The 8,085-nt window shown below is 73.3% G+C and carries 7 protein-coding genes; 6 read left to right on the top strand and 1 reads right to left on the bottom strand.

Features of this window, described 5'->3' with window-relative positions:
- The first annotated feature begins 92 nt into the window (after window positions 1-92).
- From ACH4U7_RS00750 to ACH4U7_RS00735, 4 genes are read left to right on the top strand one after another with little or no spacing between them, the layout of a single operon-like run.
- The gene (locus ACH4U7_RS00750; protein ID WP_179284970.1) at window positions 93-422 is read left to right on the top strand and encodes an acyl carrier protein; all 330 of its coding nucleotides are present in this window, start codon (window positions 93-95) and stop codon (window positions 420-422) included.
- A gap of 3 nt (window positions 423-425) precedes the next feature.
- Window positions 426-1,271: an alpha/beta fold hydrolase gene (locus tag ACH4U7_RS00745; RefSeq protein ID WP_398525872.1), complete on the top strand. Its 846-nt coding sequence runs from the start codon at window positions 426-428 to the stop codon at window positions 1,269-1,271.
- Entirely contained in the window at window positions 1,268-2,518 is a 1,251-nt protein-coding gene (locus ACH4U7_RS00740) for a glycosyltransferase (RefSeq protein WP_398525871.1), read from the top strand. Before ACH4U7_RS00745 ends, ACH4U7_RS00740 begins: the two co-directional genes overlap by 4 nt.
- Window positions 2,515-3,717 carry a class I SAM-dependent methyltransferase gene (locus ACH4U7_RS00735; protein WP_398525870.1) on the top strand — a complete coding sequence of 401 codons (1,203 nt, stop codon included), beginning with the start codon at window positions 2,515-2,517 and terminating at the stop codon, window positions 3,715-3,717. Before ACH4U7_RS00740 ends, ACH4U7_RS00735 begins: the two co-directional genes overlap by 4 nt.
- Window positions 3,718-3,804: 87 nt before the next feature.
- Here the strand turns inward: ACH4U7_RS00735 and ACH4U7_RS00730 are convergent, their stop codons facing one another.
- Window positions 3,805-4,083, bottom strand: coding sequence for a hypothetical protein (locus tag ACH4U7_RS00730; protein WP_089505484.1), 279 nt, complete (start codon window positions 4,081-4,083; stop codon window positions 3,805-3,807).
- Between the two features lie 260 nt (window positions 4,084-4,343).
- Between ACH4U7_RS00730 and ACH4U7_RS00725 the strand changes: the two genes are divergently transcribed.
- Window positions 4,344-7,082: a CocE/NonD family hydrolase gene (locus ACH4U7_RS00725; RefSeq protein WP_398525869.1), complete on the top strand. Its 2,739-nt coding sequence runs from the start codon at window positions 4,344-4,346 to the stop codon at window positions 7,080-7,082.
- Between the two features lie 125 nt (window positions 7,083-7,207).
- Complete coding sequence (locus ACH4U7_RS00720) at window positions 7,208-8,050, top strand: ABC transporter permease (protein WP_398525868.1); 843 nt, start codon at window positions 7,208-7,210, stop codon at window positions 8,048-8,050.
- Window positions 8,051-8,085: the final 35 nt, after the last annotated feature.

Below are 8,085 nucleotides of genomic sequence, written 5' to 3'. Positions count from 1 at the left end.
GCCGACCGCAGATGGCGACGAAACCCGCACCCGCGCCGCGTGGGCGACAGCGACATGAGCCGCCGCCGCGGCGGGGCGAACAAGGAGGCAGAGTGAGTACCGCCAAGCAGACCGCCGCAGCGCCCGTGGCGGACGACGAGGAGACCGTCCTCGCGGACATCGCCGGAATGCTCCGGAAGATGCTCGACGAGTACGGCCTCGACGACATCGAGATCGCCGCGGACAGCCGGTTCATGGAGGACCTGGAGCTGGAGAGCATCGACCTGGTCACCCTGGCGGGAATACTGCAGGCCCGGTACGGACGGCACGTCAACTTCGCCGAGTTCGTGGCCGGGCTGGAGCTCGACGAGATCATCGACCTCACCGTGGGGCGCCTCGTCGAGTACGTCGTGGGCTGTCTGAAGGCCGCCGGGGGGAGCTGACCGATGGCCATGGTCCACACCGGCGGACCGGACGGCGTCAGGCTCCATGTGCAGCGGCTCGGCCCCGGCCGGGCCGGGCCCGCGACCCCCACCGCCGTGCTGCTGCACGGCCTGCTCACCGACAGCCTGGCCGCCTACTACTTCACCGTGGGCCCCGGGCTCGCCGCGGCCGGGGTCGACGTGGTCATGTACGACCAGCGGGGCCACGGGCGCAGCGAACGCCCGGCACACGGCTACCGGCTGGACGCCTTCGTCGGGGACCTGGAGCGGCTGCTCGACCGGCTGGGCATCCGCGGCCCGGTGCACCTGGTCGGCAACTGCTTCGGCGGGACGGTCGCGTTCCAGTACGCGGTCCGGCACCCGGAGCGGGTGGCCGGTCTCTCGCTGATCGAGTCCGAACCGGCCACCCCCGCGTGGGCGGCGAAGCTCGAAAAGCTCCTCGGCTACACCGCGTCCCAGCTGTCGGAGCACGAGGCCGACGCCCTGGCCTGGATCGACGCCCACCACGGCGGGCACACCGCCCGGCTGGCCAAATCGGCGGCCCGGCTGGTGCGCACCACCACCATCGCCCAGGACATACCGTCGAGCGCGGTGCTGGGCGAGGGCCGGATCCGCTCCGTACGCAGTCCGGTTCTCGCCCTCTACGGCGCCGATTCGGACATGGCCGCCCAGGCGCCGTGGCTGGAGTCGCTGCTGCCGTGGAGCCGGACGGTTGTCGTGCCGGGCCATGAGCACTCGGTCCTCGTCGAGGTGCCCGCCCTGGTGCTCCGCCATGTCCTGGGCTGGATCGGCGATCCGGGTGGGCTGCCTCCGGCGGCGGTCTTCGCCGAAGCGGAGGCGGCCTTATGAGGGGCGTCGCCGCCTCCGGACGCCGCTTCCTGTTCGTCGTGCCGCCGCTCGTCGGACACATCAACCCCACCCTCGGCGTCGGGGCCGAACTCGCCGCCCGCGGCCACCGGGTGGCCTGGGCCGGGACGCCGGAGGTGGTGGGGCGGCTGGCCGGGGACGGGGCGGCGGTCTTCCGCTGCGCGGTGCCCGCGCTCGGCGAGGGCGACATCAGCGCCGTACGCCCCGCGGACGCGCGGGGCCCTGGCGCATTCAAGTTCCTGTGGGAGCGCTTTTTGGTGCCGCTCGCGGAGGCGATGGCCCCGGGGGTGCGGGCTGCGGTCGAGGAGTTCCGGCCGGATGTGGTGGTCGCCGACCAGCAGGCCGTCGCCGGTGGTCTGGTCGCCGAGCGGCTGGGCGTACGGTGGGCCACCTCGGCCACCACCTCGGCGGAGTTCACCGGGGCGCTGGACGGCATGCCGCGGATCGGCGCCTGGCTGGAGGGGCTGCTGGAGGGGTTGCGCGCCCGGATCGGTGATCCGGCCGGGACGGCGGATCCCCGCTTCTCACCGCATCTGGTGCTGGCGTTCACCACCGAGGAGCTGGCGGGCCGGCCCGTGCGGGCCGCGGAGCGGATCCGTTTCGTGGGCCCGTCCATCGCCACCCGCCCCGCCGCGCCCGACTTCCCCTGGCATTGGCTCGACCCGGCGCGCCCGGCCGTCCTGGTCACCTTGGGCACCGTCAACGCCGACGCCGGAGCGCGCTTCCTCGGCGTCTGCCGGGAAGCCGCGCGCGCCCGCGCCGGCCGCGTCCAGACGGTGCTCGTCGACCTCGCGGGCGCGCTGGACACCGCGTCCGGCGCGCCGCTGGACGACGATGTACTGGTGGTGCGCGGGGTCCCACAGCTGCCGCTGCTGGCGCGGGTCGCGGCCGTCGTGTGCCACGCCGGGCACAACACCGTGTGCGAGGCGCTGTGGCACGGCGTACCGCTGGTCGTGGCCCCCATCCGCGACGACCAGCCCGTGGTCGCCGGGCAGGTGGTGGCCGCGGGGGCGGGCGTACGGGTGCGGTTCGGCCGGGTCACGGCGGCCGGTCTTGGCGAGGCCCTGGACGCCGTGCTGTACGAGCCGGGGCATCGGGCGGCGGCCGAGCGCATCGGGGCGTCCTTCCGCGCGGCCGGCGGCGCCGCCGCGGCCGCCGGCCACCTCGAACGGCTGGCAGCGCGGGCCGCCACCCGGCCACCTTCGCAGCCCTCATTGGAGGAGAGATGACCAGCGGCGTCGAACCACCCACCGCGCCCAGCCCCGGCCCCGGCCAGGAGCAACGTCCGGCGGTAGCTGAGGGAGAGCCGAAGGGGCGCGAACCTGTCGACACCGGCTTGAGCGCACCGGAAACGAACCGAGCCCCGAAGAAGGGCGACCGCGCCGCGGCCGTCGCCGCGCTGCGCCCGCGCTACGCGGACGATCTCGCGCGCGGCACCGACCGGTTCTTCGAACCGCGCCGGGCCGACTGCCCGTGGTGCGGCTCGGCCCAACTGGAGGAACGGCTGCGCACCACCGACCTCTTCCAGTACAAACCGGGCGGCTTCCGGCTGGATCGGTGCCGGGACTGCGGCCATGTGTTCCAGAATCCGCGGCTGAGCGGCGAGGGCCTGGAGTTCTACTACCGGGACTTCTACGACGGCCTGGGCGAGAAGGACATGGGCGGTCTCTTCGCCGGGCGCCGGAAGACGTACGTCAGGCGCGCGGAGTCGCTGCGGCCCTTCGCCGAGACCCCGGGGAACTGGCTGGACGTCGGCACCGGCCACGGCCATTTCTGCGAGGCGGCCCGCGCGGTCTTCCCCGGCACCCTCTTCGACGGTCTTGATCTGAGCGCCGGAGTGGAGCTGGCCGAGCGGGCGGGCCGGGTGACGCGGGGCATCCGGGGCGGCTTCGTCGAGCGGGTGACGGAACTGGCCGACGGGTACGACGTGGTGAGCATGTTCCACTATCTGGAGCACAGTACGGACCCCCGCGGCGAGCTGCGCGCGGCGCGGCGCGCACTGCGCCCGGGCGGACATCTGCTGATCGATGTGCCGGATGCGGAGAGCCGCTTCTCCCGGCTGCTGGGCCGCTGGTGGCTGCCGTGGCTTCAGCCGCAGCACCTCCACTTCGTGCCCGTGGCCAATCTGCGCAAGGAGCTGTCCGGGCTCGGCTTCACCGTCGTCGCCGAGGAGCACGCCGGGCCGCACGACCCGGTCGATCTGCTCGGCGCGGTGTGGCTGCTGCTGAACGCCGTCGCCCCGCCCGAGGACCAGCCCTGGCTGGCGCAGCCGCCGGGGCGGGCCCGGCGGCTGCTGCGCACGGCGATCGTGCTCGCGGGCGTCCCCGCCCTGCTGGTGACCGCCGCGCTGGACCACTTCCTGATCAGACCGCTGGCCGGCCGGCGCCATCTGTCCAACGCCTACCGGGTGGTCGCCCGGCGCGACTGACAGGACCTGAACAGCCTCAACCGAGCGGGCCCGCCGCGTCGTGGAGCCGAAGACAAAGACGAAGACGACGGCGCGGCGGGCGCGGCGTCAGCGCTGCTCGTAGCGGATGAGGGACCGCACCATGCGGCAGGTGGTGTTGGAGGGCGGGCGCACCCCGATCCGGGCGGCGGTGGTGCGTATCTTGCGGTTGGGCGCCTGCTCGGGGCGGTACACCCCGGAGTTGAGCAGGGCGATGGCCAGGCGCATGGCCTTCAGCCGGCGGTGGTGGGTCTCGTACCACTCGCGCGGACGTCCGGCGGGCACTCGTTTTGTCGGGAGGGTCGCATAGCTCGGCAGGTCCGGAAGAGGTGTGGCGGCAGCGGCCATCGGCTTCCTCCAAAGGAGGTCGGGGACCCTTGTTCTTGACCCCTCCATTCTACTGCCGGGCACCGACAAAAGCCCCTGGCCACAGCCGGTTTGAACGGGGTGGCCGGCGGGTCCCGCAGACCACTTTCACAGCGTCCGCCGGGGCATCGCCCCGTACCGCGGGAGGCGTACCCGAAACGGGCAGGCTACTCCCCGGGGAGGGGCCCGGAATCCACCCGGTGTCAGCGGCCCTGTCCCCGAGGCCCGCTTAGGGTGCAGACATGATTCTGCGAAGAGCCCGGCTGCGCGGCCGACGGCTGGTGGTGTCGGCGGCAGCCGCGGTCGCCGTGCTCGCGGGCGCGGGCACCTGGGCGGCCGTCGCCGCTGCGTCCGATGGTCGCCCCTCCGTCCACCGCGAGGACCGGGTGCTGGACATGCCGGGTGCCCGCATCGACACCTCGTACTTCACCGCGGGCTCCGGCCGCAGGCCCGCGGTGCTGCTCGCCCATGGCTTCGGGGGCAGCAAGGAGGATCTGCGGTCACAGGCCGAGGAGCTGGCCCGCGACGGATACGCCGTACTGACCTGGTCGGCGCGCGGCTTCGGCTCGTCCACGGGCAAGATCGGGCTGAACGACCCGGCCCATGAGGTGGCCGATGTCCGGCGGCTGATCGACTGGCTGGCCAAGCGGCCCGAGGTACGGCTCGACGCGGCCGGCGATCCCCGGGTGGGGGTGGCGGGCGCCTCGTACGGCGGGGCGGCCTCGCTGCTCGCCGCCGGGTACGACCGCCGCGTCGACGCCATCGCCCCGGCCATCACCTACTGGAACCTGGCCGACTCGCTCTTCCCCAAGGGTGTCTTCAAGAGCCTGTGGACAGGCATCTTCTTCACCACCGGCTCGGCGGACCCCACCGCCGGCCAGGCGCCCGGAGGCCAGGAGAACCAGGCAGACCAGGAAAACCAGGGAGACCGGCGGAGGAATCAAGGAGGCCAGAAGGACCGGAGCGGCCAGGGCTGCGGCCGGTTCGAGGCGCGGCTGTGCGCGATGTACGAGCGGGTCGCCGTGTCCGGCAAGCCGGACGACGCCGCCCGCAAGATGCTGGAGGCGCGCAGCCCGTCCGCCGTGGCCGACCGGATCAAGGTCCCGACGCTGATCCTCCAGGGCCAGACCGACTCGCTCTTCCCGCTCGACCAGTCGGACGCGATGGCCAAGGCCATCAAGGCCAACGGGGCGCCGGTCGCCGTCGACTGGCTCGCGGGCGGACACGACGGGGGCGACCTGGAGACCAAGCGCATCACGTCCCGTACCCGGGCGTGGTTCGACCGCTATCTCAAGGGCGACAAGGGCACCGACACCGGGCCGGCCTTCCGGATCACCCGCACCGGCGGGTTCGACTCCACCGACGGTGCCGCCCTGCTGCGCGGTGCGACGGGCGACAGCTATCCGGGGCTCACCGGCCACGGGCGGAGCGTACGGCTGAGCGGCGGCGAGCAGTCGTTCGCCAACCCGCCCGGCGGCGGGCCGTCGGGCGTCTCCTCGGTGCCCGGTATCGCGGGGCTCTCCCAAGCCTCCTCCCTGGGCGTCGGGGTCTCCCTCGACTTCCCTGGGCAGTACGCCCGTTTCGACTCGGCTCCGCTGCGCCAATCGCTGCGCATCACCGGCTCGCCCACGGTCAAGGTGCGGGTGAAGGCGGACGCGCCCGACGCGGTGCTGTTCGCGAAGGTGTACGACGTGGGGCCCGACGGGAGGCAGGTGCTGCCCTCACAGCTGGTCTCCCCCGTGCGGGTCACCGGCGCCGAGCGGGGCCGGACCGTCGAACTGCGGCTGCCCGCCGTCGACCACGAGGTGGAGCCGGGCCACCGGCTGCGGCTGGTGCTGGCCGCGACCGACCTCGGCTACGCCTCGCCGGCCGAGCCCGCCACATACACCGTCTCCCTCGCGGACGGGGGTCTGACGGTCCCCACCGCGCCGGACGTACGTACCCAGTCCGCCCCGCTGCCCTGGTGGGTGTGGGGGCTGCCGCTGGTGGCCGCCGTGGTGGCGGCGGCCCTGCTGCTGACCGGCAGGCGGCGCACGGCCGCCCCGGCGCCCGACCCCGAGCTGGCCGAGGTGCCGCTGCGGATCACGGGGCTGAGCAAGCGGTACGCGAAGTCGGTCGACCGGTACGCGGTCAAGGACCTCTCGTTCACCGTGGAGAAGGGACAGGTCCTCGGGCTGCTCGGGCCCAATGGCGCGGGCAAGACCACCACGTTGCGGATGCTGATGGGGCTGATCGCCCCCGACAGCGGTGAGATCCGCGTGTTCGGACACGCCATCAGGCCCGGCGCCTCGGTGCTGTCCCGCGTGGGCGCCTTCGTCGAAGGGGCAGGTTTTCTGCCGCATCTGACCGGCCGGGCCAACCTGGAGCTGTACTGGCGGGCCACCGGCCGCCCATCCAAGGACGCCCATCTGGACGAGGCGCTGGAGATCGCGGGGCTCGGCGACGCGCTGGAGCGCGCGGTGCGCACGTACTCCCAGGGCATGCGCCAGCGGCTGGCCATCGCCCAGGCCATGCTGGGCCTGCCGGATCTGCTGATCCTGGACGAGCCGACCAACGGACTCGACCCGCCGCAGATCCGCGAGATGCGCGAGGTGATGATCCGGTACGCGGCGGTCGGCCGCACCGTGATCGTCTCCAGCCATCTGCTCGCGGAGGTCGAGCAGTCCTGCACCCATCTGGTGGTCATGGACCGCGGCCGGCTCGTCGAGGCGGGCCCGGTCGAGGAGATCGCCGGCACCGGAAGCAGTCTGCTGGTCGGCCACGAGGGCGAGTTGAGCGACGCCCTGGTGGAGAAGGTGGGCGCGCTGCCGGGAGTCGCCTCCGCCGCGCGTACCAGCGACGGTCTGCTGGTGCGGCTCGACGGCACCGGCCCCGCGCAGCTGCTCACGGAGCTGATGCGGCTGGAGATCCCGGTGACCAGCTTCGGGCCCAACCGGCGCCTGGAGGACGCGTTCTTGACCCTGATCGGAGGGGCCTCATGAGCGTGTCTTGGCGCGCTGCGTGGGCTGGACTGAGGAGCCGCGCAGCGACGGAGGAGCGAGCAGTGACGAAGGAAGCCCACGCGTGGAATCGCGCCAGGACTGAGCGGGAGGGAGGGGGTTCTGTGATGGAGGCGGCGCCCGGCCACCGGCCGGGCCGTACCCTGCCCCTGCGGGTCGAGGCGGTCCGGCAGTTGCGCCGGCGCCGGACCATGGTGATGGCCACGGTGCTGGCCGCGCTGCCGCTCGTACTCGTCGCGGCCTTCGCGCTGGGCGGCACCCCGGAAGGGCGCGAGAACCGGACCACCCTCATGGTCACCGCGACGGCTTCCGGGGCCAACTTCACCGCGACGGCGCTGTTTGTCTCGGCCGCCTTCCTGCTGGTCGTGCCAGTGGCGCTGTTCTGCGGGGACACCGTCGCGGCCGAGGCCAACTGGTCCTCGCTGCGCTATCTGCTGGCCGCGCCCGTGCCCAGGACCCGGCTGCTGCTGAGCAAGCTCGCCGTGGCGCTGGGGTTCAGCGCGGCCGCGATCGTGCTGCTGCCGCTGGTGGCGTTGGTGGTGGGGACGGTGGCGTATGGCTGGGAGCCGCTGCGGCTCCCCACAGGCGGGTCGCTGGCCACGGGTGAGGCGCTGGGCCGGCTCGCCGTCGTGGTCGCGTATATCTTCCTGTCCCAACTGGTCACCGCCGCGCTGGCGTTCTGGCTCTCCACCGTCACCGACGCCCCGCTGGGCGCGGTCGGCGGGGCGGTCGGGCTGACCATCGTGGGCAATGTCCTGGACGCGGTCACCGCGCTCGGCTCCTGGCGCGACTTCCTGCCCGCGCACTGGCAGTTCGCCTGGCTCGACGCGCTCCAGCCGCATGCGGAGTGGAGCGGCATGGTGCAGGGCGTATCGGTGTCCGTCGCATACGCCGTGGTGCTGCTCGCGTTGGCCTTCCGCGGGTTCAGCCGCAAGGACATCGTCTCCTGACGCACGGCCGGTTGCGTTCCCGCCCGCGAGTGGTC

This window comes from Streptomyces sp. NPDC020845 (assembly GCF_044334165.1).
Lineage (GTDB): Bacteria > Actinomycetota > Actinomycetes > Streptomycetales > Streptomycetaceae > Streptomyces.
The sequence above is the reverse complement of the archived record's forward strand: the minus strand, read 5'-3'. Positions and strand labels throughout refer to the sequence as shown.